The 25,391-nt window shown below is 43.0% G+C and carries 22 protein-coding genes and 1 pseudogene; 13 read left to right on the top strand and 10 right to left on the bottom strand.

Features of this window, described 5'->3' with window-relative positions; genetic code table 11:
- Positions 1–347: 347 nt before the first annotated feature.
- The 3 genes from V7L12_RS00575 to V7L12_RS00565 all read right to left on the bottom strand — a co-directional run bounded on the left by V7L12_RS00575 (position 348) and on the right by V7L12_RS00565 (position 3,310).
- Complete coding sequence (locus V7L12_RS00575) at positions 348–1,328, bottom strand: acetyl-CoA carboxylase carboxyltransferase subunit alpha (RefSeq protein ID WP_094349744.1); 981 nt, start codon at positions 1,326–1,328, stop codon at positions 348–350.
- 123 nt (positions 1,329–1,451) lie between these two features.
- Positions 1,452–2,471: a long-chain acyl-[acyl-carrier-protein] reductase gene (locus V7L12_RS00570; RefSeq protein ID WP_334818000.1), complete on the bottom strand. Its 1,020-nt coding sequence runs from the start codon at positions 2,469–2,471 to the stop codon at positions 1,452–1,454.
- A 140-nt stretch (positions 2,472–2,611) separates the two neighbouring features.
- Entirely contained in the window at positions 2,612–3,310 is a 699-nt protein-coding gene (locus V7L12_RS00565) for an aldehyde oxygenase (deformylating) (RefSeq protein ID WP_335081114.1), read from the bottom strand.
- A gap of 180 nt (positions 3,311–3,490) precedes the next feature.
- On the opposite strand from V7L12_RS00565, the gene V7L12_RS00560 reads away from it, so the two are divergent.
- The 3 genes from V7L12_RS00560 to V7L12_RS00550 all read left to right on the top strand — a co-directional run bounded on the left by V7L12_RS00560 (position 3,491) and on the right by V7L12_RS00550 (position 7,485).
- A complete protein-coding gene (locus V7L12_RS00560) occupies positions 3,491–4,318 on the top strand; it encodes a carbohydrate ABC transporter permease (protein ID WP_335081112.1) in 828 nt (275 codons plus the stop codon).
- 207 nt (positions 4,319–4,525) lie between these two features.
- The gene (locus tag V7L12_RS00555; protein WP_335081110.1) at positions 4,526–4,852 is read left to right on the top strand and encodes a hypothetical protein; all 327 of its coding nucleotides are present in this window, start codon (positions 4,526–4,528) and stop codon (positions 4,850–4,852) included.
- 170 nt (positions 4,853–5,022) lie between these two features.
- On the top strand, positions 5,023–7,485 hold the full coding sequence (locus tag V7L12_RS00550; RefSeq protein WP_335081108.1) for a two-partner secretion domain-containing protein: 2,463 nt from the start codon (positions 5,023–5,025) through the stop codon (positions 7,483–7,485).
- A gap of 190 nt (positions 7,486–7,675) precedes the next feature.
- Here V7L12_RS00550 and V7L12_RS00545 read toward each other — a convergent pair whose 3' ends face one another.
- Together V7L12_RS00545 and cobU are read right to left on the bottom strand one after the other, a co-directional pair.
- On the bottom strand, positions 7,676–8,125 hold the full coding sequence (locus V7L12_RS00545; RefSeq protein WP_335081106.1) for a hypothetical protein: 450 nt from the start codon (positions 8,123–8,125) through the stop codon (positions 7,676–7,678).
- A gap of 45 nt (positions 8,126–8,170) precedes the next feature.
- On the bottom strand, positions 8,171–8,746 hold the full coding sequence (cobU, locus tag V7L12_RS00540) for a bifunctional adenosylcobinamide kinase/adenosylcobinamide-phosphate guanylyltransferase (RefSeq protein ID WP_335081104.1): 576 nt from the start codon (positions 8,744–8,746) through the stop codon (positions 8,171–8,173).
- A gap of 390 nt (positions 8,747–9,136) precedes the next feature.
- On the opposite strand from cobU, the gene V7L12_RS00535 reads away from it, so the two are divergent.
- The 5 genes from V7L12_RS00535 to V7L12_RS00515 all read left to right on the top strand — a co-directional run bounded on the left by V7L12_RS00535 (position 9,137) and on the right by V7L12_RS00515 (position 13,323).
- Positions 9,137–9,946 (top strand): hypothetical protein, encoded by an 810-nt coding sequence (locus V7L12_RS00535; protein ID WP_335081102.1) that lies wholly within the window; start codon positions 9,137–9,139, stop codon positions 9,944–9,946.
- A 178-nt stretch (positions 9,947–10,124) separates the two neighbouring features.
- On the top strand, positions 10,125–11,057 hold the full coding sequence (locus V7L12_RS00530; RefSeq protein WP_335081101.1) for a glycosyltransferase family 2 protein: 933 nt from the start codon (positions 10,125–10,127) through the stop codon (positions 11,055–11,057).
- A 24-nt stretch (positions 11,058–11,081) separates the two neighbouring features.
- Positions 11,082–12,038: a glycosyltransferase family 2 protein gene (locus V7L12_RS00525; RefSeq protein ID WP_335081099.1), complete on the top strand. Its 957-nt coding sequence runs from the start codon at positions 11,082–11,084 to the stop codon at positions 12,036–12,038.
- A gap of 2 nt (positions 12,039–12,040) precedes the next feature.
- Positions 12,041–12,622: a hormogonium polysaccharide biosynthesis acetyltransferase HpsU gene (gene hpsU, locus V7L12_RS00520; RefSeq protein WP_335081097.1), complete on the top strand. Its 582-nt coding sequence runs from the start codon at positions 12,041–12,043 to the stop codon at positions 12,620–12,622.
- 224 nt (positions 12,623–12,846) lie between these two features.
- Positions 12,847–13,323, top strand: coding sequence for a hypothetical protein (locus tag V7L12_RS00515; protein ID WP_335081094.1), 477 nt, complete (start codon positions 12,847–12,849; stop codon positions 13,321–13,323).
- A gap of 118 nt (positions 13,324–13,441) precedes the next feature.
- Here V7L12_RS00515 and V7L12_RS00510 read toward each other — a convergent pair whose 3' ends face one another.
- From V7L12_RS00510 to V7L12_RS00500, 3 genes and pseudogenes are all read right to left on the bottom strand, one after another.
- Complete coding sequence (locus V7L12_RS00510) at positions 13,442–13,741, bottom strand: protealysin inhibitor emfourin (RefSeq protein ID WP_335081091.1); 300 nt, start codon at positions 13,739–13,741, stop codon at positions 13,442–13,444.
- Positions 13,742–13,911: 170 nt separating this feature from the next.
- Positions 13,912–14,991, bottom strand: a complete 1,080-nt coding sequence (locus V7L12_RS00505; protein WP_335081089.1) for a M4 family metallopeptidase — start codon at positions 14,989–14,991, stop codon at positions 13,912–13,914.
- Between the two features lie 415 nt (positions 14,992–15,406).
- Positions 15,407–15,574: pseudogene (locus tag V7L12_RS00500) on the bottom strand (class I SAM-dependent methyltransferase); the annotation flags it as partial.
- A gap of 317 nt (positions 15,575–15,891) precedes the next feature.
- On the opposite strand from V7L12_RS00500, the gene V7L12_RS00495 reads away from it, so the two are divergent.
- Positions 15,892–17,088: a HAMP domain-containing sensor histidine kinase gene (locus tag V7L12_RS00495; RefSeq protein WP_335081087.1), complete on the top strand. Its 1,197-nt coding sequence runs from the start codon at positions 15,892–15,894 to the stop codon at positions 17,086–17,088.
- A 93-nt stretch (positions 17,089–17,181) separates the two neighbouring features.
- Here the strand turns inward: V7L12_RS00495 and V7L12_RS00490 are convergent, their stop codons facing one another.
- Positions 17,182–19,452 carry a RelA/SpoT family protein gene (locus V7L12_RS00490; protein ID WP_335081197.1) on the bottom strand — a complete coding sequence of 757 codons (2,271 nt, stop codon included), beginning with the start codon at positions 19,450–19,452 and terminating at the stop codon, positions 17,182–17,184.
- 292 nt (positions 19,453–19,744) lie between these two features.
- On the opposite strand from V7L12_RS00490, the gene patD reads away from it, so the two are divergent.
- The gene (patD, locus tag V7L12_RS00485) at positions 19,745–20,098 is read left to right on the top strand and encodes a heterocyst frequency control protein PatD (protein ID WP_335081084.1); all 354 of its coding nucleotides are present in this window, start codon (positions 19,745–19,747) and stop codon (positions 20,096–20,098) included.
- A 150-nt stretch (positions 20,099–20,248) separates the two neighbouring features.
- On the opposite strand, the gene V7L12_RS00480 is transcribed toward patD, so the two are convergent.
- Entirely contained in the window at positions 20,249–20,845 is a 597-nt protein-coding gene (locus V7L12_RS00480) for a TetR/AcrR family transcriptional regulator (RefSeq protein ID WP_334817970.1), read from the bottom strand.
- A gap of 278 nt (positions 20,846–21,123) precedes the next feature.
- Here V7L12_RS00480 and V7L12_RS00475 point away from each other — a divergent pair, with 278 nt between their 5' ends.
- The 3 genes from V7L12_RS00475 to V7L12_RS00465 all read left to right on the top strand — a co-directional run bounded on the left by V7L12_RS00475 (position 21,124) and on the right by V7L12_RS00465 (position 25,375).
- On the top strand, positions 21,124–22,713 hold the full coding sequence (locus V7L12_RS00475) for a DHA2 family efflux MFS transporter permease subunit (protein WP_335081082.1): 1,590 nt from the start codon (positions 21,124–21,126) through the stop codon (positions 22,711–22,713).
- Between the two features lie 607 nt (positions 22,714–23,320).
- The gene (cysH, locus tag V7L12_RS00470) at positions 23,321–24,046 is read left to right on the top strand and encodes a phosphoadenosine phosphosulfate reductase (protein ID WP_335081080.1); all 726 of its coding nucleotides are present in this window, start codon (positions 23,321–23,323) and stop codon (positions 24,044–24,046) included.
- A 75-nt stretch (positions 24,047–24,121) separates the two neighbouring features.
- The gene (locus V7L12_RS00465; protein ID WP_335081078.1) at positions 24,122–25,375 is read left to right on the top strand and encodes an exonuclease SbcCD subunit D; all 1,254 of its coding nucleotides are present in this window, start codon (positions 24,122–24,124) and stop codon (positions 25,373–25,375) included.
- Positions 25,376–25,391 lie beyond the last annotated feature (16 nt).

The following is a 25,391-nucleotide window of genomic DNA, read 5'->3' as shown; positions in this document are numbered from 1 at the left end:
CCAATTTTTTGACAGTTCCCAAAACCTATTACCACCCCATTATTCACACTTCTCGGTTTGGATAGATTAAAGGAATCTAAAAATATGATGATTTTCATTAAGCAAATGCTATAATGCAGCACAATAGTGCCCATATTGTGGGAGCAGTAAATACAACAAATTGTTGCCTGGAAAACCACGCCGTACATTCAAATTAGATTATTTACATAATACAAAACCCACTCAATCAATCAAATTGAGTAGATTTGCTAAACATGCAAATGCCTATGGCTAGATTGTTAAAAATCTTTAAGCACATAGGCAATTATAGCATTGCTGATTTGCTAATAAATCATTATGCAATGTCGTTAGTGGGCAACTTCTGTAAAAACACCAATTTTGCGGAATTTTTCATAGCGCAGTTGGCGGCGTTCTGGAGCGGTTAAACGATTGAGTTCGTCTAAATTTTCCATCAGCACTTGCTTGAGAGTGGTAGCGGCTTTTAAGGGGTCGGAATGAGCGCCACCAGTAGGTTCAGGCAGTATTTGGTCGATAATTCCCAACTTTTTCAGGTCATGGGAAATAATTTTTAGCGCCACAGCGGCTTGGGGAGCCTTACCAGCATCTTTCCACAAAATGGCGGCGCAGGCTTCGGGAGTGGCGACGGTGTAAACGGAGTGTTCAAACATGAGTAGGCGATCGCCTACACCAATACCGAGTGCGCCACCGGAACCACCTTCACCAATGACTGTGCAGATAATTGGCACATCTAAGCAAAACATTTCCCGTAAGTTGTAAGCGATCGCTTCTCCTTGACCTTGGTGTTCTGCTTCTACCCCAGACCAAGCTCCGGGCGTGTCGATAAAGGTTAGTATCGGCATACTAAACTTGTTGGCGTGTTCCATCAACCGCATGGCTTTGCGATAGCCGCCAGGGTATGGCATTCCAAAGTTACGGGCAATATTGTCTTTAGTATCGCGTCCTTTTTGATGACCCAACATCACCACAGGTTGCCCACTCAGACGACCAACACCACCAACTAAAGCCGGATCGTCACCACCACAGCGATCGCCATGCAATTCCATCCATTCATCACTAATTGCCTGAATGTAATCGAGAGTACTGGGGCGACGCGGATGACGAGCAACTTGTAATCGCTGGGACGGGGATAGACTAGTGAAAATTTCCTCACGTAGTTGCATGGCGCGTGCTTCTAGTTGACGAATTTGACCAGAAACATCGACGCCATTTTCTTCTGCAAGTTGCCGAATTTGATCGATTCGGGTTGCAAGTTCTGCTAGGGGCTTTTCAAAATCTAACAGTAGCGGTTTACGCTCGGTAGTTGCCATCGTAGGGGTTATAAGTACGAGTTATAAGTTATCTATCCTTTGTTCTTTGTCCTTTCTTTGTCTTTTGTCCTTTGTCCTTTGCAAATAACTAATGACCAATGACTAATGACAAATGACCAATGACTAAACCAGTAGCGGTCTAAATCCATGCTTCACAGATACCTTACCAATCTGCTCCATTTTGTCTACGGTAATCTGATTCCGTCCCCACGAAAAGTTCGTGTATAACTTCTCAAATTCCAGCAGCATTGATTCGGCAAAACAAGCAAACAACTGGCGGGCTGGCACGTCCATATTGACGATTTTCATAATTTTCCAGTCAATATCCAGGGAATGCTCTACAATTCCACCATTTAACACATATACACCAGGATGCTGAACTTTTGTTGCTAAGTTTTTAGGATAGCCACCATCAATCAATAAACAGGGTTGTTTCAAAGTGGTGGGGTCAATTTCCACGCCTCTGGGCATACTAGCAACCCAAACTACAACGTCAGCTTCAGGCAATGCTTCTGTCAAACCCATGATTTTTCCTCGCCCCAGTTCGCCTTGCAGTTCTTTGAGGCGTTCTTGATCGCGGGCGATCAACAAAAGTTCTTTGACATCTGTTTTCGCATCTAGCCAGCGGGTAACTGCACTACCAATATCTCCAGTTGCCCCACATATAGCAACAGTCGCTTTTGACAGATCGATTCCCAGTTGTTTTGAGGCTTCTTCCACCTGTTTACAAATAATGTAGGCAGTATGTGTGTTTCCTGTGGTGAAACGTTCAAACTCTAGTTTAATGTTGCGGACTTGGCTAAACTGGTCTAACTTAAAGTTTTCAAAAATAATCGACGAAAATCCGCCTAAAGCTGTAATGTTAATGCCATGCTTTTGTGCGTGAGCCATCGCGTTGAGGATTTTGCGCGTTGCGGCTTTGATGCGCCTACTGGCCAGCATCTCCGGCAAAAAGCAAGATTCTACATACCGTCCTTCAATTTTTTGCCCAGTTACACTGGTGACAATAATGGTATCGACAATTTGCGGTGGGGCGCTGCACCAAAAGTCTAGCCCTTGATCGGCATATTCTGGGTATCCCAATTCTTTAGCTACCGATTGAGCGTGTTCTAAACTAGTCAGATGTCCAATTAGACCAAACATGTAGTGATTATTAGGCTTGTGCTGTCTTGAGGCGTGGAATATGTTAAGTGGTTCAGCAGTCCTGAGTCCTAAGTCCTGAGTTCTGAAGTTCTGATAAATTTGAACTATTCAGCACTCAGCACTCGTTACTCAGCACTCTTTTAAGCGGCGATGAGTCCGTAGGCTGACAAGCGCATGATATCGCGAGTCGTGAAACCTATGTTACTTAATGCTTCACCGTATTGAATCATAAAGTCTTCTACCAAAGCATCTTTTTCCATTGCCATTGTGTGGGCATCACCCTCTACTTTGTTAAGCATTTTCCAGACGATGGGTAGGTTTTGGCGATTTGCTTGTTCTAGTTCAGCTTTGGATTCTGTGAAATGCTCTTTCAACCAAACTTCTCCAAAGTTGAGGTGGCTGTATTCTTCTTTTACTACTCCTTCCGTGATTTTGCGGGCAAAAGCGTCGGCGACGGGGATGTAAATGTTATATGCTGCGATCGCAAAACATTCGATAATCAAAGACTGAATTAACAGACAAGTGACGACCTTCCCGGACGCCGCTGCTGTTTGGAAATTCTGGTGTAATCCAGAGAAAAATTCCTTGGCAAATTGCAAATCTGGGGTAACATTCAAATTGCGTCCACAAGCTTCAAATCCTTTCTTGTGACGGCTTTCCATCTTGGATAGGCGAATCAATTCATCATGAGATTCTGGCAGCAGTTCGGCTAATGTGATGTAATTTTCATGGGCTTCTTGTTCCCCTTCAATCACGATCGCATTAATCCGGCTATAAGCATCTTTGTATGTTTCGCTCTTGAAATCTAATTCTTTAAATTGGTCTGCAAGCTGCTGCATGGTTATCTTTACTCCTGTAAACTTGAATTATTTGACACTAGGATTGAATTTACCCTATGAACTGAGGGTAACAATTACTGTGGTTTAATTTAACTTAACAAGTAGACTATGTTTATAGATTAATTGTTGCTGGGGGCAATGCTCTAGTACTAGCGAAATAAATGCTTTGCGGCTCAAGTTATGTCTAAACCAAACCCGAATGTAAAATCTGGTGATTTTTTGAGCCTAGTAATCTTACTGCTAGGGGCATTTATCGTTCTACTACCGCTATTTGTGGTCTTTATCACCTCCTTTGCATCGACAGCCGCCAGCCCAGAAAATTTGTCCAAAAATAACTGGTCTTTAGCAAATTACCGCGTTGCGTGGCAACAGGGGAAATTTTTGCTGGCGTTTGCTAATTCTACCTTGGTAGCGATCGCTGTGACGGCGTTTCAGATTGTCACTTCTGCTTTGGCTGGTTACGCCCTAGCACGGTTGAAGTTTCGGGGACGCCAAGCACTGCTATTAGTCGTTTTAGCAACTTTAGTAATTCCCTTTCAGTTATTGGTGATTCCCATCTTTTTGGTGTTGAAGTGGGGACACCTGATAAATACATACTGGGCGCTCATTTTACCCACTGCGGTTAGCGGATTTGGGATTTTCTTATTACGTCAGTATTTCCAGACAATTCCCGTGGAGTTAGAGGAAGCCGCAGCGATAGATGGGGCGAACCGACTGCAAATTTTGTGGCGGGTGATGTTACCTTTAGCCCGTCCGGCCTTGCTAACGCTGTTTTTGTTCACCTTCATCGGTGAGTGGAATGATTTGTTTAAGCCTCTAGTATTTACGACAAGACCAGAATTAAGGACAGTACAACTAGCGTTGGCTGAGTTTCAGGAGCAATTTACGAATAATTGGCCCTTGATGATGGCAGCAGTGACAATAGCGACAGTTCCAGTGATGGTATTATTTCTCATCGGTCAGCGTCAATTTCTTCAGGGTATTGCTGCGACGGGGATTAAGAATTAGTAGGGTAACAGGCGGTAAATGGAAGCCCGATTTTAGTTACTAGACGAGATGCCCACTCGACAATAAATAATTTGAATTGGTGTTATCGCAAAATCAGCTGCCAAGGAAATCCCGCAGGGAAACATGAACTTTTATGACACTCAGCGTAATCATTGCTAACTAAACTGAAGCAATAATTATACACATTCCGTCAGGAAGGAAAACAATATGAGTTCTCAACAAGTTATAGACCCTCAAATATTACAGCAGTTACAAGAAGAGATTCAGCAGAAAATGGGTGAAAGCCTAGAAAACGCTGACTTACACTCAGTGCTTGAAAAGTACGGCTTATTAGAATATAGAGTCCTGAGAATTCATTGGCAGTGTAATCTCGACCCCAATCAACTCAAATCTAATGATGCAGTTGATGAACAGCAACCCAATGCATTATTGGCAGAAACTCCAACAGCTTCAATACCAGAAATTGTGTTAGTCAAAAAAGCATTGTGTATACCTTGCCCATCAACTGGCAGCCCTTTAGGCTGTAACTGCTAAATAATTTAATCATTCGGACTGGAAAGAGTTTATTCTAGTGAATGTAAAAATACTAAACTTTGCTTTTATGTAGTAATTATGTTACATAAATAACATCAGCGTACTAACATCACTAATTAGCAAAAAGCAGTATTTTAATAAACTCTGATTTTTTGAGCGCCAGTTATTTCATGTCTCAAAATCGAAGCAGTTGCCACTGGAAGTTAGGAATAGTGAGTACTTTAGTAATTGCTGGAGTGCTCACTTTTGCTGATAATTTTGCCTTAGCTCAAATTCAAACAGATACCACACTTGGATCTGAAAGTTCAATCATTACACCAAAGCTAATTGATGGTCAGCCTATAGACCAGATTGATGGTGGAGCAGTTCGTGGTACAAACTTGTTCCACAGCTTTGAAAAATTTTCTGTCTCTGCGGGAAGGACAGCCCATTTTAACAATGCAATCGATATTGAGAACATCATCAGTCGGGTGACAGGCAATTCTGTTTCTAATATAGATGGCATTCTCAAAGCTAACGGTACAGCCAATGTATTTCTGATTAATCCTAACGGCATTGTTTTTGGGCCTAATGGTTCTTTAAATATTGGCGGTTCATTTGTGGCTAGTACGGCGAGTAGTTTGAACTTTGCTGATGGTACAAAATTTAGTGCTACATCTGGTCAAACTGCACCTCTACTCACAGAAAGTGTTCCTATAGGTTTACAATTCGGAACAAATGCTCGACCTATCCGCAATCAATCCCAAGCAAGTCCCAATAATGCAATTAATATCTTCGGACAAGGTGTTGGTCTACAGGTGCAGCAAGGCAAAACCCTAGCACTTATAGGCGGTGATCTAACGCTAGAGGGTGGAAATTTAACGGCAAGTGGGGGAAGAATTGAGTTAGGAAGCGTTGCTGGCAATAGTTTGGTTGGTCTGAGTTCAACGAATCAAGGTTGGGCATTAGGATATGAAGGTGTTCAAAATTTTCAGAACATCGAACTAACCCAGCAAAGTGAGATTCCATCTACTGTAGATACCAGTGGCAAAGGTGGTGGTAATATCCACCTGCAAGGACAGCGAGTACTGGTAACTGACGGTTCACAAATTTTGGCTCTTACTCTGGGAGCACAACCAGGAGGAAATTTAACAGTGAACGCTTCCGAGTCTGTAGAACTTGGAATAAATGCGTTCTTGTCTACTGGAACATTAGACACTGGAAACTCTGGAAATATAAATATCACTACCAGAAAGTTGATTGTCAAAGATGGAGCGCAAGTCTTAATGTTCAATGCTGGTTCGGGATTGGCGGGGCAATTGACCATCAACGCCTCAGATTCCGTAGAACTAATCGCAGGTATCCCCATTGCTCCTTTACCAGATGGTAGTGATTTAATATCCAGTGGATTATTTAGTGCAACTTATCGCGCTCAAAATGCTGGCAGCATAATAATTAATACTGGAAAGTTACGTATCGAGGGAGGGGCAGCAATATCAACAAGTTCTGAGGGTATACTTGGGCGTTTTTCTAACCAATTTACACCAGCTACAGGAAATGGAGGAGATTTGACAGTGAACGCCTCTGAGTCCGTAGAATTAATGGGAACCTCAGCAAATGGTTCTAGGCTCAGTAGCTTGTTTGCTGGCACTCAAGGGCCTGGAAATGGCGGCAACTTGACCCTAACTACAGGGCGATTGGTTATCAAAGATGGGGCGGCAATAACTGTCAGCAGTGAAGCTCGAAAAAATGTTAACTATCAAGGGGGTGTACCCAATTTCGGTCTAGCAGGCGAACTCAATATAAGCGCTCGTTCTATCCTGCTGGATAAAGGAAAACTCACATCTGATAGTGAGTCAGGTAAGGGCGGTGACATTGCGGTACAGGTTCAGGACTTATTACTGATGCGTCGCAACAGTCAAATCTCTACTAATGCTGGAGGTGATAAAACTGGCGGTAATATCACCATCAATGCGCCTAATGGCTTTCTCGTCGCCACTCCTTTCGGAAATAGCGATATTACCGCCAACGCCAACTTTGGTTCTGGTGGTAAAATCGCAATCACCGCTAAGAATACCTTTGGGTTTGTGTCACGCACTCGTGCAGAGGTGGAGAGGCTCGATCCAAAAGGTATAAACCCGAATAACATACCAACAAGTGACATTACTGCATTTTCTCAGCAAAACCCTTCATTAAGTGGCACTGTACAAATCAACTCACCAGATGCTGACCCCAGTAAAGGATTAGTGGAACTACCCGTAAATCTGGTTGATGCTTCGCAGCAAGTTGCTGCTAGTTGTAGTTCTGGTGGAAAAATAGGAAGAAGTTCATTTGTTACTACTGGGCGTGGAGGAATACAAGCCGATCCCACAGAGCCATTGATAGCTGATGATGCAGTGCTGGTAGGTTGGATCGCCCTACCTCCAGAGAGTCAGAATCGTGCTGAGGATATTCAGAAAAGAGTGGTTATTCAGGCGCAGGAATACACAGAAGATAAATCACAGAAGGTTAATTCTGTCAATGAGCCTACTCAAATTGTAGAAGCCCAAGGGTGGATTCTAGATGCCAATAGGAACGTGGTTCTGGTTGCTCAAGTACCCACTGCATCGCCCCATAACTCCTCGCTCGTCGCTACATCTTGTGTTGCTAATTGAAAATTTGAGATTCTCGTAACTTTTGTGCTTCTTAGTCTAAAGTACAGTAGTTAATAACCAATAGTTATTTTTCCCCTAGCTAGTACAGGGATACAAAAATTCTGTAGTGAGACTCAAGGGCACTACAGGAGAAATTAAAATAATCAAATAATTAGAAAAAAGTTGTCAGATTTCCAAATTGGTTGTTTGTTTATGTAATATTCTTTACAAGCCGATCGCGAATTATTTGGAGTTGGTCTTGAGTCTTAATTGGCTCTCGCGGTGCTGGCAATTCAGTATTCGGCCAGTTAGGTAAATCATTGCAGGGACATAACAACGCCGGCATCCCGACGTTTCGCTTGGCTACTGGCATACTGCAACGGCCACAAGGCATAATATCCCATGCTGGTGTCAACAATTCAGCAATGGTTTCGTATGTACCCTCTAGGTAACAATCACCCGATTCCGGTGAAATAATTTTTTGCCAGCACTCTTCAAATTCTTCACTATAGCGATCGCCATTTAGCACCGATAGCGGAGCGTTAGCGAGTCCGCGAGCGTCTTGCGGCAAAAAGCTTGCCTCACCGTTGCCCGTAATCACTTTCTTACCCAACTGAAACCAGTAGGCAAGGTATCGTTTAACTTCTTGTTTGTTTGCCATATTACAATTCTATATTTTAGATTTGGGATTAATTTGAATCAACAGTTAAGAATCTTGACTCCTGAATGTTCCAGCATCACCTCTATTTGGCAATGGCGAACCAAGGATACTGAGATTGAGAACATGACCACCAGTCACTAAATAAACAGTTTCGCTGAGTGTACTTAGCTGGCGTACTAAAGAACCGAGGCGATCGCGGAATGTCCTCCCAAGGGGATAAGCTGGGATCACACCCCAACCCACCTCTTCTGCTACAAACAGCATATCAGCAGCAACCAGTTCCACCGTCTCCAACAACTCTGCAAGGGCATTTTCCCAGCTAGATTTGTCCTGTTCTAGGAGATTAGCAACCCAAGTTCCTAAAGAATCAACTAAAAGACAGGTATAGGGTTTGGCATCAGCAAGGGTAGCAGAAAGTTCCACGGGTACAGATAGAGTTACCCAGTCTTGGGGACGACGTTCTTGGTGTTCTAAAATGCGTTGATGCCACTCTTGGTCATCTGGGTTATCGGTAGCTGTTGCTACATAAACAACTGCTTTTCCTGACTGTATGGCTAAAGTTTCTGCCCATTCACTTTTACCAGATCGTGCTGGCCCTGTTACTAAGATGATTTTACCCAAAGTTTTTTACTGAGTATTTTAACAAGAGAGGCAGGAGGCAGAAGGAATATTGCCGTCGCCTCTTGCTGTTATTATCGCAAGTGAGCTTGCGGTTTAAATTCTCCACCAAAATCTACGATTTCGTGGCTTGGAATTTAGATGGGATTGAGAGCAACAGATAAATTCTAACTTCCAATCTCTTGGCTCCTGCGTCCTCCACATACTCACGGTTACAATTTATCACCACAATTTTTTACTTCATCGGTGAGATTTTTGGTTTCAAATAACTTTTAAGGGATAAAATTAGCACCAGCATCATTGATGCTACAACTGGCAAAAGCCAAAAATCTCAACAACCCCATTCTCAATTATTTAATACCACTGGGGAAACGCAAACTTTAGGATATCTTTATGAACATAGGCTTAAAACGCATTGAAGCAACTCTACACGATTTAGGGAATCGCGGCACTGCCTCTACTGCCGAAACAGGTGATTCGACGACAAAACGGCCTTTCTCTTTTAGAATCAGCATCGGAGCCAACGAACCCACAGAAAGTACACAAATTCCATCCTCTCAGGATGAGAAACTCGTTGAATTGGGCAAAGAAACTGAGAGTGATTATTCTTCTGAACAAAATTTCTTTCCTCACCATGACTCTGTGCAGACCTTTCAAGCAGAAGAGAATGGTAACAGAACACCCAGCCTACCCAAGTTGAAAACTCCAAGCTTTAGTAGCCATCGCAACGGAGCGAATCCAGCATTGGCGATGAATCTATTGCAAGAAATTCAGGAAACTGTCGCCGATTGGCAAACAGAATTGCAAAATATTTTGAAGCAAATTCAGGATATTTACTTAGAAGGTCCAATTGTCAATGGCTGGTTAGAATCCAATCCCACCGAACCAGAACCGGGAGGAACCGCGACACTGCGCCATGCAGAAGTTGACCGCCTGATGAACTACGTAGAAGAAATTTGCGCCACTGGTGGAAAAGTATCTTATCAATCATCTATTACTGGCTATCGCCTCTGTGGCGTAGACGATACTGGTAAAGTTTGGTCGCGCCCATGTCCACCGGATCAGGTTCCCAATGTTAGTATGGCGATCGCTCGTTACCAAAAGTTACGTCAACTGTTAGGGCGCAAGCAATCTTTGGAAACCCGCCTTAGTCAACTGGCGCAAACTCTTGTAGTTTTACACAGTCATATTCAACAAACGTAAAGTTTTAAAGATTATTTCCGAAGAAACTCGGTTGGTAGGTCGGTAACTTTTGGTTTAGATTAACTCTCAGCAGTTATGCGTTGGATTTAGATTTTAATCTAAAATCGTTCGACTGAGCGTAGCCGTTCGTGTAGCGTTCCGAAGGAAAGTCCCAAATCTCAAATCCAAAATTCAATCTATGCCAGACATCCAAATCTCTGCCATTATCTGTACTCACAATCGAGATACCTATTTAGGGGCTGCAATTGATAGTCTTTTAGCACAGGATTTTGCTGCTGACTTTGAAATTGTGATAGTTGATAATGGATCTAGCGATCGCACTCGTGAGGTTGTAGAACAAAGAACCCACAATCCGCGCCTGAAGTATGTTTTTGAACCCACCATTGGTTTATCTGTCGCCCGGAACACGGGTGCAAAGGTAGCCAGTGGTGATATTCTTGCTTATTTAGATGATGATGCCGTTGCCAGTAAGGGCTGGCTACAAGTTTTATATTCTGCCTATTACAATAATTCTAAGCTAGCGATCGCAGGTGGCAAAGTCACTCTCCTGTGGCCCTCAGGAATTCAACAACCACGGTGGCTATCTCCGGGGCTAGCTGCGAATCTGGGTGCATACGACTTAGGTGACAGTAACATCTACATTGAGCAACCTGGCTCAACACCCAGAGGCTTAAATTACTCCATCCGCCGCAGTTTCCTAGAAGAAATTGGCGGTTTCGATCCTCATCTCGGTCGAGTGGGTAAAAATTTATTATCTAATGAAGAACTGCAAATGACCGAATTCGCCCTACAGCGTGGTTGGCAAGTCGCTTATCTTCCCAAAGCACTCGTCGCTCACAATGTAGCCCCAGAGCGCCTCCAACGCTCCTGGTTTTTAAACCGAGGCTGGTGGCAGGGTATCAGTGAATGCTATCGAGAACAACTCGCTGGTAAAGCTGGGATCGCTCAATTACAGCGAGGTAGCGAAAGGTTTGTGCGAGGCTTGTATAAGGCATTACAATATTTCTCCGATCCAGCAGAACGGTTTGACAAACTGGTGTATGCTTACGGTCAGATTGGTTACTTAAATGCTGCTATTCAGGGTCTTTTATCTACATCAAATAAGAAATAATCAGTAACATAATTTCTACTCAATATGTCATCTAAAATACCAGTTTCAGTACTAATTCCGGCAAAAAACGAACAAGCTAACTTGCCTGCTTGCCTTGCTAGCCTCAGCAGAGCAGATGAAATATTTGTAGTAGATTCTCAAAGTACCGACAACAGCATTGAAATTGCCAAAAGTCACGGTGTAAATGTCGTGCAATTCAACTTCAATGGACGCTGGCCCAAAAAGAAAAACTGGTCTTTAGATAATCTCCCTTTTCGTAATGAATGGGTGCTAATTGTAGATTGTGATGAGCGCATCACTCCTGAACTTTGGCAAGAAATTGACCAAGTAATTCAAAATGATGAATATACAGGTTATTATCTCAACCGCCGCGTATTTTTCTTAGGAAAATGGATTCGTTATGGTGGTAAATATCCTGATTGGAATCTACGTTTATTTCAACATAAAAAAGGTCGCTACGAAAATTTAAATACAGAAGATATTCCTAATACTGGTGATAACGAAGTTCACGAACACGTGATTTTGCAAGGGAAAGTTGGGTATCTCAAAAATGATATGCTCCACGAGGACTTCCGCGACCTTTACCACTGGTTAGAACGCCATAACCGCTATTCAAACTGGGAAGCCAGGGTTTATTTTAATATTCTTACAGGTAAAGATGATAGCGGTACTATCGGCGCTAATCTATTTGGTGATGCTGTACAACGCAAACGATTTTTGAAAAAAGTGTGGGTACGCCTACCATTTAAACCTATTCTGCGATTTGTTTTGTTTTATATAATTCAACGCGGTTTTTTAGATGGCAAAGCAGGATATATCTATGCAAGTTTGCTGAGTCAATATGAATATCAAATTGGCGTTAAACTTTACGAATTACGCAACTGTGGTGGTCACTTGAATACTGCAACTATCTCGAAGGATGGAGCAGGGGAGCAGGGGAGCAGAGAAGCAGAAGCAAAGCTATTGACCATTGATTCCTGATAATGACTAATGACCAACCTTTCGTAGATTTACGTAAATATGACCAATCTTGGTTTGACCGGGGGCGTCCAAGTTGGTATGTTTTATTATGGTGGTTTGTACAAGCGATCGCCTTTCCTCTAACTCCTCAACCGTTAAATATTCTGCGTTGTGCTTTGCTACGATTATTTGGCGCTCATATCGGCAAAGGTGTATTAATTCGACCCACGGCCCGCTTCACTTACCCCTGGAAAGTCACTATTGGCAACTACAGTTGGATTGGAGATAACGTAGTTTTATACAGCCTCGATCAGATCCATATCGGTGAACATTGCGTAGTTTCCCAAAAAAGTTACCTGTGTACTGGTACTCACGATCTCCAAGATCCGGCCTTTGGGTTGAAAACAGCGAGTATCACCATTGAAAATGGTGCATGGGTAGCGGCAGATTGTTTTGTTGGGCCAGGAGTGCAAATCGGGGCTAATGCCGTAATTGGCGCTCGTAGTAGTGTTTTTACTAATATGCCCTCTGGGCAGGTTTGTTGGGGAAGTCCTTGTCGTCCCAAAACGGCTCGGCTAAAACTCGATCCCTCCACAACCCCGTGATTTTATAGATAAACATAGTAAGGGCGTGCAGCTAGCTGTGCGCTCTTAACTTTTCCACATATTTATTTGTTTTTGGGAAGAGAATAAAAGTGTGATTGTCATTAGTTATTAGTCATTTGTCATTTGTCATTAGTGAATAACCAATGCCCAATGCCCCATGCCCAAGCAAAATGGTAAGTAGCAGTGGTAATATGTTTTCATGGCTGCTCTAATCCTTGCTATTGATGAACAAACTATTGGATGAAACGCTGTCAATCAAAATTGCTGAACAGATAAACAGCAAAGCTAGCACTCCATTTGATAATGCTTATAAAGCAGCATTATCTACTGAGGGAGCAAGATATATTCAGGGATTTTTAGCTTTTGCTGGGAAGCCATATAGACCGATTGAACACAGTTGGATTGAGCTAGACGACGCCTCCGATGTCCGCATTATCGATCCCACATTACCTCACCTGAACAAAAATCCCCAAGAAATCTGGTATTTTGCAGCACATAGTCTGACTGTTAAAAAACTGAAAGCCATCATTGAAGAATCAAAAGAAGATTATCCAGAAGACGATCCATTGCCAATTTATGGCGATCCACCTTATGAATATTACGGTGATGTAATGTTGGGTGGTCAAGACTATCTGGCAGCATATCAAGCCGCAGAGGCTAAGTGCAGAGAAATCAACGAACTCAACCCTGAGAGTAACTAATAAAAATGAATTACATAATTCATAATTACGAATTACGTTACTACCACTTTGCCACAATTGTGACCATTGAGGAGATATTCTACAGCGTCAGAGACTTATAAATAATTCTTTTTACTTTTTACCTTTTCTGTGCAACTGTCTGTAGCCATTCAATTAGGGGTCTTAAGGTTCCTGGCAATGCAGACTCACTGACAGTCACTGTATGCTGCTTACCGTTATCTTCTACTGTTAACTTATATTGAAAGCGATCGCTCTGGGGATTTGGTGAGGTAATTAGTTCCGGTAGCCTAAATAAATCAGCAACTTCCACTAATTGTGGAAGTTTGGCAGCTTCATGTGGCGGGAGAGTGTCTGTATCAACGGTTGTCTTCTTGGTAATTCCAGCAAAGCCGCCCGTGCGTTCAAATGATACCCGCATTTTTTTGCTCTCCGTTGTGTTATTTAGTTGGAATACATACTAAGACTGGGAGATGATAGTTCTCACCTCCCAGTTTAACAACAACAAACAACAGATTAAGCAGTCCTGAGTCTTGAGTGAGGCAGTGGAAGGTATTGAACATTTAATTCCTAACTCCTCACTCATCACTCCTAAATAATTCCTACCTTTTGCCAAGCATTTCGCACAGCTTTTTGCTCATTACTGTCATTACCGTAGAGTTCGCCAGCAACTTGAATGGTGACGTTGGCAGCTTTTTTAAAATCTGCTTTGGCACGCAAGCGATCGCGTAAAGCCACATACCATATTTTGCCAGCTTTTTCCCAAGCATACCCACCAATCTCCACAGCCGCTAGATAAAAGGCATGGTTAGGGATTCCTGAGTTTATATGCACTCCAGCATTATCTTCAACACCAGTATATTTATCTTTCATGTGGGCTGGTTGGGGATCTTTACCCAATACCGAATCATCATAAGCTGTTCCCGGTACTTTCATTGACCGGAGGGCAACACCTTTGACAGTCGGTACTAAAAGACCTTCACCAATGAGCCAGTCTGCCTCTTGTGCAGTCTGATTTTTGGACTTTTGTTTCACCAAGGAACCAAAGACATCAGAAAACGATTCATTTAGTGCCCCTGGTTCGCCATAGTACTGCAAACCCGCTTCATACTGAGTTATCCCATGAGCTAACTCATGCCCAATCACATCAATTGATTTCGTGAAGCGTTGAAACATTTCTCCATCGCCATCACCATAAACCATTTGGTCGCCGTTCCAAAAGGCGTTGTCATATTTAACGCCATAATGCACGGTGGAGTCTAAACGTAGTCCTTTGTCGTCAATGGAATTGCGATCGAATATTTCATGAAATAAGTCATAAGTAGCACCAGCCGCATCGTAGGCTTCATTTACTGATGCATCACTGCTTGGTGGATCTCCTTCAGCACGCACCAATGTGCCAGGGAGTTGCTGTCCATTTTTTGCATCGTAGATGGTGCGCCGCTTCTCGCCTGGAGAAGGTGCAAAGGAGATACTACCTATGACATCTCTGCGTCCGCGAAGCTGTGCTGAAACATTTAATGTATGAAAAGCCCAACTCCGCTGCTGAGGATTGCCATTCACCACGACATTTTCCAGCATGTGGGGCGGGATAATACAACAAATAGGGCATCTAGAGACGAGTGGATGCTCATGCTTGAACCCGGCTGATTTCTTTTTATTTCGAGCCATCCAAGATATTCTCCTTTTGAAACTAAGTGATGGCAAACAGTGGCTTTAACTCCACTGGAGAAAGGAGCAGAAAAACGAATCCAAATCGCGTGTCCCTGGTTTTTTTTCTGAAGGAAATTTTCTACTCTGTATTTTCGGATAGGTCTGTAGAGGATTGATCGTACCCTCATGGGTACTTATGATGTGGAAATATTGTATAAAAATACAAAGCCAGCTTAATTAGCGCAAGTTTAAGCTAAAACCCTTGTGTGAGTTAGCAAGACCTCCTTTACAGACCTAATGCGTTTATATATTAGTTCTTATCAACAGAAATAATATTATTTATTGCTGTTTTGTTACTATCAAGCTGTTAATGCTATAAATACCCATGAGAGACAGAAAAATCCCAAATCTAGAGATCCAAAACCTCAAATTTTCACAGCCAGCCACCAAAGACCGCCACACCATAATATTTCCAAGGCGCTGCAACTATCTTAAACCCAGCTTTGCTCAACATTTGTAAATGAGCATCCAAGGTAATTAGCTGGTCTTGACTAGAGTAACCTTGGGTAATTGTCGCACCAAGCTTGGCGCGAATCTCTGTTGAAGTGAAGAAAAATCAAGTTGTTTTGAGATGTCCGTAAAAACTAAGAGACGCGATTAATCGTGTCTCTGCAAAATATATTTATCTAAATATACTCACAATTTTAATGGTGTTGAGTTGTCGTACTATGTCTGTAACCACAATCTATCTAGTTAAGTGATCGCTCTTGTGTCGATGGTGAAATAAACTAAAGTAATTAGTTTAGCAAGAAACTGTTTTTTCACTAACCTCCATCTTCCGTCAGTTGCCAACTTGACATCAGCCGTACTAATCTAGCTATAGTGGAGCAGGCTTCGCTGTGTTTGGTTAGGCAGAAGATGGATTTTAGTCAGACTCTAATTGCAAAAAGTGATGCAATTCTCGATCAATGGGTAGAAGCGGTTTACCAGGATCAACAAATTGAAGCTACTAATGAACTTACTTTTAATGCTGTACGGGATAGCTTACCGCGTGTTTTGAACGCATTAGCAACAGTACTTTCTAAATCTGAAACGAGCGATTTGCAGACAGTAGTAGATGCAAGTTTAGAACACGGCACACTTCGCGCCCAACAGGCATTTGAACCAGCGGAAATTGCGCGAGAGTATCGTTTACTCCGGTTTGTAATTTTTTCGTTTTTAGAAGAAGATTTATTACAGGGATCTGCACAAGATGTGCTAAGGGCTGTTCGCCTGATTGATACAGTAATTGATGAAGCGATCGCCCGTTGCTTTAACAGTTATACTCAAGGACGATTACAAGAGCTTAAACAACTCCAAAGTCAGTTGCGGTTGACTAACCAAGAACTAACTCGTTTGGTTCGCGCTAATAAAGATAATCTCTCTCATTTGGCTCATGAACTGAAAACGCCCCTGACTTCAATCATCGGTTACGCAGACTTATTTCTGCGCCAGCAGCGTCAACAACCAGAACTCAAAGACACCTATGCAAATCTTGAAAGTATCGAGCGAGTTCTCAAGAGTGGTAGACTTCTTGTCCGGTTAATTAACGATACTTTGGAAATTTCGCGCTGTGATGCCGGACAGATGAAATTGCAGCCTACTTTAACCGATGTGCGTAGTTTAATCAACTTTGTTTTAGAGATAATAGACCCACTAGCGCGTGCTAAAGAATTATCCTTGATTGTTGAATGCGAACGCGCCCCAAGTCAAGTTATCACAGATCCTCTTCGGCTTCAGCAAATTCTGACAAATCTGCTCAGTAACGCAATTCGCTACACAGAATCTGGTTCAATTCATTTGCAGTGCTGGACGTTATCTCAACAGCAGTGGGCTATCTCCGTTACTGATAGTGGTATTGGTATTTCTCCAGATGCTCAAGCACAAATCTTCAATCCCTATTTTCGGGAAGTAACTGCTCCAAAAGTGCAAAGTTCTGATGGTACAGGATTAGGTTTAGCAATAGTCTCTCGATTGGTTCAGTTAATGGATGGTGAAATTAAAGTAGATTCACAGCTAGGAAAAGGGTCTACATTTACAGTAATTTTGCCATTAGAAGCAATCGCCCAGGTATGACTAGGGCTGACTATTTCAGCGAAACTTTAAAGTGAAATCGCAACTAAAATTGGTGCGTTACACTGCGTGAACGCACCTTACCAATTAAGATACCTACTCGTCAATTTGACCAACGCGGCGGATATTCAAAATGTCGCTCATTTTCTTAATTTGGACGAAGACTTGCTCTAGTTGAGAGCGATCGCGTATATCTATTCCTAAGTCGATCAATGCAGGTTGGCCAACAGAGGTTTTCACCTGGGCATGACGGACGTTAATCCCTTGGTCGCTTAACCGTGACAAAATATCCTTTAGCACCCCTACACGATCAAGGGCTTCAATTTGAACATCTACTGGATACGTGTGCGGACGACCACTATTTTCGGCGGCTGGGTTCCATCTAACTGGTACTAAGCGTTCATACTCCACAGTCTCCAGATTATGGCAGCCTTGGCGATGAATTGAAATCCCCCTACCTCGCGTCACCACACCAATAATCGGTTCGCCAGGAATCGGGGTACAACACCCAGCTAAATAATATACCAAACCTTCCACCCCAAAAATTGGCGAATCACTGGAGCGTGAGGTAGTTGGAGGTGCATCTCGTAAAGCTTTTGATATCCCTGGTTCTTTAGGGATAAATGGCGACACAGTGGAAACTGGTTGTTGTCCCTTGGCTACTTCTCGCCAGCGATTTAATACTAGGTTCAACGTAATTTCTCCGTAACCCAAACCGGCAAGTAAATCTTCCACGCTGTGGTAGTTACACTTTTCGGCAACAATCTGCATCGCATCCGACTTCAGCAGACTATCAAAACCAGTTTTACCAAGTTCCTTTTCTAACAACTCCCGTCCACGGGTAACATTTTCTTCCCGGCGCGATCGCTTGTACCATTGTTTTATTCGATATTTCGCCGCTGAAGTTCTGACAAAGTTCAACCAATCCAAACTCGGATGGCAGTTCTTTTGGGTGAGAACTTCTACAATATCGCCATTGTGTAGCCGCGTTGACAAAGATACCATTCGCCCATTCACCCGCGCCCCTGAACAGTGGTTTCCGACTTCTGTATGAATGCGATAAGCAAAATCTACAGTCGTAGCACCAGGACTTAAAGGAACAACATCCCCCTTAGGGGTGAAGACATAGACATCATCTTCAAATAGATTATCTTTGACGCTATCAAGATATTCTTGTGCATCCTTAAGATCGGTTTGCCATTCCAGCAGCTGCCGTAGCCAAGTAAACTTGTCATCCGTCCCTGTCAAATGGCTAATACTAGAACCTCCAGTTTCTTTGTACTTCCAATGGGCGGCAATCCCATACTCAGCGATATGATGCATTTCGATTGTCCGAATTTGCACCTCTAAAGGACGGCCAGTTAGTCCAATCACCCCAGTGTGCAACGACTGGTAACGGTTAGGTTTTGGCAATCCAATGTAGTCCTTAAATCTTCCAGGAATTGGGCGAAAAGCATCATGAACAACCGCTAACGCCCGATAGCATTCTTCATTGGTTTGAACAATTATTCGCAGCGCTGCCAAATCGTAAATTTCATGAAATTCCTTTTGCTGGCGGTGCATTTTTTGATAAATGCTATAAAGGTGCTTGGGGCGACCGCTGATCTCCTGAAAGTGGATTCCGGCTTGCTGCAAACGCTCTTGTAACATGTTCGTAGCTCTAGCCAATTTCTCTTCTCGCGCCGTCCGTTTTTCAGAAACATGCTCTTGCATTTGGCGGTAAGCTTCCGGTTCCAAATACTTAAAAGCCAAATCTTCCAGTTCCCATTTAATTCGCCAAATCCCCAAGCGATTGGCTAAGGGTGCAAATATATCTCGTGTTTCCTGGGCACTGCGGCGGCGGCTGGCTTCTGACATATATTGTAAAGTTCGCATATTATGCAAACGATCTGCCAATTTCACCACAATTACCCGAATATCTTGCGCCATTGCCAAAAACATCCGCCGGAAGTTTTCGGCTTGGCTTTCGGTTTTGCTGGTGAAATTGATTTTAGAAAGCTTGGTGACACCTTCAACCAATTGCCGCACTTCTGCGCCAAAGCGTTCTTCTATGTCTTGACTTGTAACTTCTGTATCTTCAACGACATCATGGAGAAATCCAGCTGCTATCATAGCAGCACTGCCTCCCAAGTCACGCAGCAATTCAGCCACAGCAATGGGATGAGCAATGTATGGTTCTCCAGATTTGCGCTGTTGACCTTGATGCAGTTGGTAAGCAAATTCAAATGCTCGACCAATTAAGACTGCATCATTATGCTTTCTGTCATCTTCCCCTGCGCCGCTACTTGTTGATGACTCCTTCAAACATTTTTTCAACCATTCGGGAATGGCAAGATCAACTGATGAATTTATCGCTATACTGCTCATACAATTTGGGTTTAGAGAGGATCGGTAGATAAGTGAATGATAAATAAAACTAGCAGCATCACCCTGAAAAGATGCTGTTGCCCAAAGACGGGTGGAAAAAGCAGTGTAAGGATGATTCTCCAATTGCCAATGGTAGTCATCCAGTTTGAGTTTCAAGGATCATAAGAAAATCCATTGATGGCAAACAAAGCCCCAAATCACGATTTGAGGCTTTTAGTGCTGATAAGTCTTTAAGAAAGTTTATTGTAGAAGAAAAATTACTTGACATTAATACTATCTTAACTAGCACTGGATGTCTTTAAACCGTGAGAAATATCTGGCATTCGTAACTTTGTTAGAGCAATTACGCTCCGATGCCACAACTACCCAAATCGCTGCGCCAGAACTGCGGCAGCGTGTAGTCACGTTGCAGCAATTTTTCGGGCAACAGATTGTGCCTTTGGCTGATGAAAACTGGCGAGTGCAGTCTTATCAAACGGAGATGAGCAAGCAATTGCGCCTGTTGGAAATAGATGTGATGTTTTTCCAAGGAGCGCGGCAAGCATCTACTATACAAACGAGACTTCAAACGATTAGCGATCGCTTGACAACCCTCATTCAATATTGTGATGCCATTCTGCAACCAGAAGCGGAGGGAGAAAAATAACAATTGTTCACCTTTTTCTCTAATTCCTCCATCATCTCATTTATGACCTATGATGAAAAGTTATTTTGCTAACAAGTTGGGAATGGGGAATGGAGACAAAAGGCAGAGAGGCAGAGGGGCAGAGGGGAAAAATTTACTGCAACTTCTCTCCTACTCCCTACTCCCTACTCCCTTTATCAGAAGATTCATGGTGCGGCGCATGTATGCTTCTACTGGCTCAGTTGTGGGTTTGAAGATCAGTGCATAATATAGTGAACCGCTTACAAGGTCGATAATTAAGTCTACGTCTGCATCCTTGTGAATTTCGCCTCTAGACTTGGCACGCTCAAGTATTTTAGAAAAAGCTTCACGTCGGAGTTTTGTATATTTTGTCCAATAGACCTCGGCAAATTGAGGATTGCTAGACGCTGTACTAACAATCAGTGCAAGTGTCTGACGACCAAGGGGACTATCTATTTTTTTGGCGGCATTATTAATCAGGATATCCATATCTCCCCAAAAGCTGCCAGTATCGGGGATCGCTAAATCATCTCTCAGACTTTCTATCGCGTCTGCAACTAGTTCTTCTTTGGAAGTGTAACGCCGATAGATGGTTGTTTTACCAACTCCAGCACGAGAAGCGATCGCTTCTATACTCATGCTTTCATATCCTACCTCTGCAAGCAGATCCAAAGTTGCTTCCAGAATAGCTTGGTCGGCGTGGATGCTGCGTGGGCGTCCAGAGGTGCTGTTGATTTGCTTACTCATAAAAATATCATTCCCAAGCAATATCTTCTTGGCCATCTGCTTCTACTTTTGGGCATAGAACATAACTTCTGGGAAACGAAATAAGCCTCATAACCCAATTCTCATGCACTAAAACAGCAGCAATGACCATCCATCTTTAGCATAGGTATTTCTGCCACATTTCAGGAAAAACTCTCTTGACCGGTTTCATATGATACGCTACCGTAGCGTATATATACAATACTTAATTTTAGCCTTGGCATTGCTTGACATCTCCCAAATATTATTTGTGCTAAATAATGGCTACCAACATTAAAGGTTCTAGTTTTGACGAATTTGGTTATGTCCACGGGCCATTGAAGTGGGCGATCGCTTTTACGGCTTCTCTTGGTGCAATTTTAGAAGTAATTGATACTAGTATTGTTAACGTTGCCCTGACAGATATACAGGCTAGTTTGGGTGCAACTGTCAGTGAAGTAGGCTGGGTGGTAACTGGATATGCGATCGCAAATGTCGTCTTAATTCCCTTATCTGCATGGCTGGGAGATTACTTTGGACGCAAAACCTACTTTATCTTCTCGTTGATTGGCTTTACCCTGGCCTCGGTTTTATGCGGTTTGGCATTTAATCTGCCGATGCTAGTTTTTTCTCGAATTCTTCAAGGTTTGTGTGGTGGCGGATTGCTAGCTAAAGCCCAAGCGATTTTGTTCGAGACTTTTCCACCTGCTGAACAAGGTTTAGCACAGGCAGTTTTTGGGGTAGGTGTAATTGCTGGCCCAGCCATCGGCCCAACTTTGGGAGGATTTTTGGTAGATGGTTTAGGCTGGCGGTGGATTTTCTTTGTTAATATTCCCTTTGGGATCGTTGCAGTAACTATGTCCTTTGTATTTTTGCTCAAAGATAAAGATAAGAGCGAGACACAAAGCCAAGCTGTCGATTGGTTCGGGATTGGGTTTTTGGTTATTGCTATCGGCTCTATACAAACTTTGTTAGAGGAAGGAGAGCAAGACGACTGGTTTTCCTCTGGTTTCATCACTACGTTAGCGATCGCCAGTATTATCGGCTTGGGGTTGTTTATTTGGCGAGAAGTGAAAACAGATCACCCGGCTGTGGATTTGAAAGTTTTGCGCCACCGTTCTTTAGCTGCGGGAAGCGTTCTCTCAGCAGTGGTGGGTATGGGGCTTTATGGCACACTCTTTGCTGTGCCGATATTTGCTCAGAGTGTGTTGCACTTTACGGCAACGCAGACAGGACTATTGTTAGCGCCTGGTGCTTTAGCGTCTGCGATCGTGATGGTTTTATTAGGCAAACTGTCTAGTAAAATTGATGCCCGATTTTTAATTGCAATGGGCGCTGTCGGATCGTCTGGAGTCATGTTTCAACTAGCAGCAATTACCCCACAAACTGGCATAGATGATTTATTTTGGCCATTGGTATGGCGTGGGGCTTTTACTGTGTTGATGTTTCTGCCTTTGAGTTTGGCAGTTTTAGGCCCGCTACCCAAACAGGATATTTCTGCAGGCTCTGGTTTCTACAACCTCACTCGACAACTGGGTGGTAGCATAGGCATTGCTCTACTCACCACTTTGCTTGACCGACGAGAAGCTTTTCATCGAGCCATCCTATTAGCAAAACTTAGTCCTTATGACCCAGAAACCAGTCAGCGCCTCGACTTCCTCAATGGGGCACTTCAAAGCCAAGGCATGGATGCGGCAACAGCGCAACAACAAGCACTAGCTTTATTAAGTCAAACAGTAGATATTCAAGCTGCGGTTTTGTCTTACGCAGATTGCTTTCGAGTGGTAGGGATAGGGTTCCTTTGCTCATTACCTCTGTTGCTATTTCTGGGTAAAGGCGGTGCAGGAGCGAAAGCGCCAGTCGGTCACTAGGAGTAAGGTAAATAGCGATCGCATCCCTATTCTAAATTCTCTGACTGCAAAACTACGTAAGAACACGGCTTCAGAATTATTCTCTGCCGAAAGTCACAGCAGAAAATTAATACACACGGATTAATCTGGATGAAAAAAGTAAAAGTCCCACTCAGTTTTGAGCGGAACTATGTGAAGTCTTATTGCTAAAATAAAAAATCTTAATTTTAGAAAAAGTTCATTATTGTAATAATCCCAACGCTGGTTAACATCATTAAAGCACCCATAATTATAGATTGACCTAATGGATTCCTGAATTTTGCATTGTTCATTTAAGTAAAATCCTTTTTATTAATAGTTCCTTAACCATATCAAAATCAGTATAAATATCTATAAAAGTAATGTAAAACTTAAATTACCGTAACGTTTCTTAATAAATACCATTATTTAAGTTATGGTATAATTTAAGCTAAGTATTTAATCTGGTTATTTTTCTTGTCCTATTCCCCATTCTCAAAGTGTAGTAATTTCCGCACAAAATAATTACCTTATATCCGAGCGGAATAGGCGTCTTCATGGAGTAAGATCGATCTTAATCAAGGTAGAAATATTTGAACAGAAGATTATCATGACAGTCTCCACGGCATCTAGAAACCAAGCGATCGCTTTTGACTTAGAAAAATTAAATGAGCAATTTGAAACTGCCACTCCCAAAGAAATACTGGCATGGTCTATAGAGAATATCCCAACGGGACTGGTGCAAACAAGCGCCTTTAACGTGGATGACATGATAATTACTCATATTCTTTACAGTGAACTGAAGCATCCCGTTCCTGTGATCTTTCTCGATACCTTGCACCACTTCCCACAAAGCCTAGAATTAGTAGCCAAAGCCATACAAATCTACAACCTGGATTTGCAAACTTTCAAAACTCCAGATGTAGACACCCGCGAAGCCTTTGAAGCCAAATACGGCGACAAACTCTGGGACAAGGATATTGCCCAATTCCACAATATTACAAAAATTGAACCATTATTACGGGGTTTAGACGAACTCAACAGCGTTGCTTGGATTACCGGACGCCGCCGTGACCAAGCAGTAACCCGTGCGAATATGCCCATATTTGAATTAGACGGTAAAGGTCGGCTGAAAGTAAATCCCATAGCCACCTGGACACGCCAAGACAGCTGGGTTTACGTTGCCGAACACGGAGTCATCTACAACCCTCTCCACGACAAAGGTTATCCCAGTATTGGCGACGAACCCATCACCACCAAAGTAGGTGAAGGCGAAGACGAACGCGCCGGACGCTGGCGGGGAAGTGAGAAAACAGAATGTGGAATTCATATTTAGTTATTAGTCATTGGTCATTTGTCATTAGTCATTAATATTAGACAAAGGACAAATGACTAAGAACAAAGGACAAATATGATTAAAATCCTTCATCTCTCCGACATCCACATGGGAAGCGGCTTCTCCCACGGACGAATTAATCCGGCAACGGGATTAAACACACGATTGGAGGATTTTGTCAATACATTGTCTATATGTATTGATCGAGCGCTGACAGATGCTGTTGATATGGTGATATTTGGTGGCGATGCTTTCCCGGATGCTACACCACCGCCTTATGTACAACAAGCTTTTGCCAGCCAGTTTCGCCGTCTCATGGATGCCAATATTCCAACAGTGCTGTTGGTAGGCAACCATGACCAACATTCCCAAGGACAGGGAGGGGCGAGTTTAAATATTTACCGCACTTTGGGAGTGCCAGGGTTTGTTGTCGGTGATGCATTAACTACGCACTGCATCCAAACCCGCAATGGCAAAGTGCAAGTAATTACCCTACCTTGGCTGACTCGTTCAACTTTGATGACTCGTCAAGAGACTGAAGGGTTGTCTTTGGCGGAAGTCAACCAACTATTAACGGAACGTCTGCGAGTTGTTATAGAAGGGGAAATTCGCCGCCTTGACCCCGATGTGCCTACTATTCTTTTGGCTCACTTGATGGCTGACAATGCTACCTTGGGCGCAGAACGATTTTTGGCAGTAGGTAAAGGCTTTACTCTACCCCTATCTTTGCTGACGCGACCTTGTTTTGATTATGTAGCCTTGGGACACGTCCACCGCCACCAGAACCTGAATAAATCCAACAACCCACCGGTGATTTATCCAGGGAGTATTGAGCGGGTAGATTTTAGCGAAGAAAAAGAAGACAAAGGCTATGTAATGCTGGAACTGGAGCGGGGAAGGGCTGAGTGGGAATTTTGTCCCTTAACAGTTCGGACTTTCCGCACCATTGAGGTGGATATCTCGAAAGCAGATGATCCGCAAGCGGTGTTAATGAAAGCGATCGCCAAGTATGATATTCAAGATGCTGTAGTGCGGCTAATTTACAAACTCCGCTCCGAACAGATGGATTTAATTGACAGTTCCTCTCTACATACTGCTTTAAGTCCCGCTCATACCTACACCATTCAAGCAGAATTAGTGAGTCAATTAGCCAGGCCCCGGATTCCTGAATTGAGTGCGAGTAGCAGCATCGACCCAATGGAAGCGTTAAAAACTTACTTGAACAATCGCGAAGACCTCAAAGACATAGCAGTATCAATGATGGATGCAGCGCAGAAGTTGCTAGCAGATGATGTGGAAGTTTGGCTAGAAGCAGCAACTAATGAGTAGGATAAAGCCAATTAAT

It is taken from the genome of Nostoc sp., from assembly GCF_036918245.1.
Taxonomy (GTDB): Bacteria; Cyanobacteriota; Cyanobacteriia; order Cyanobacteriales; family Nostocaceae; genus Nostoc.
This window is presented reverse-complemented; position numbering and strand designations above follow the sequence as displayed.